General features: G+C 65.3%; 1 pseudogene. It reads left to right on the forward strand.

The features are described 5' to 3' along the window. Positions 1–172: 172 nt before the first annotated feature. Positions 173–415 (forward strand): annotated as a pseudogene (locus OKJ99_RS13765) (hypothetical protein); the annotation flags it as partial.

The following is a 415-nucleotide window of genomic DNA, read 5'->3' on the forward strand; positions in this document are numbered from 1 at the left end:
CGAAGGAACTGCTACACCATCTGCCGGCCCTGACACTGCACCGGCCTTCTGTGTCCGCCGACCCGACCTGGAAGATGCCGGGGATGCGGGGATCGCGGTTGCTTGACCGGAGACCACCTCACTGTCGATGTCCTGCGGTACCCGGGCTCAACACTCCACCCGGGCGATCCTGATGGCGCTCGGCTCCTCCGTTTCTTCCCTCTGGGATCAATCACTTACCTACTGCGGGTACTGCTCGGTGGCCTGCGGTAGCGCCACTCTTCGACAGCCAGCCCCGTCGCCCGTCCTGCGTCTGCTCTGGCTTGGAACCCCACTGCCGAACTTCCCGGTGCGCGCGCCCGCAGCCGACGCCTTCACCGAGGTGCTGCTCACTCAACTGCACTGCTGGATCCTGCACTTGCGGGTACTGCCACTG

Origin of the sequence: Streptomyces endophyticus (assembly GCF_035798155.1) — a bacterium.
Lineage (GTDB): Bacteria > Actinomycetota > Actinomycetes > Streptomycetales > Streptomycetaceae > Streptomyces > Streptomyces endophyticus.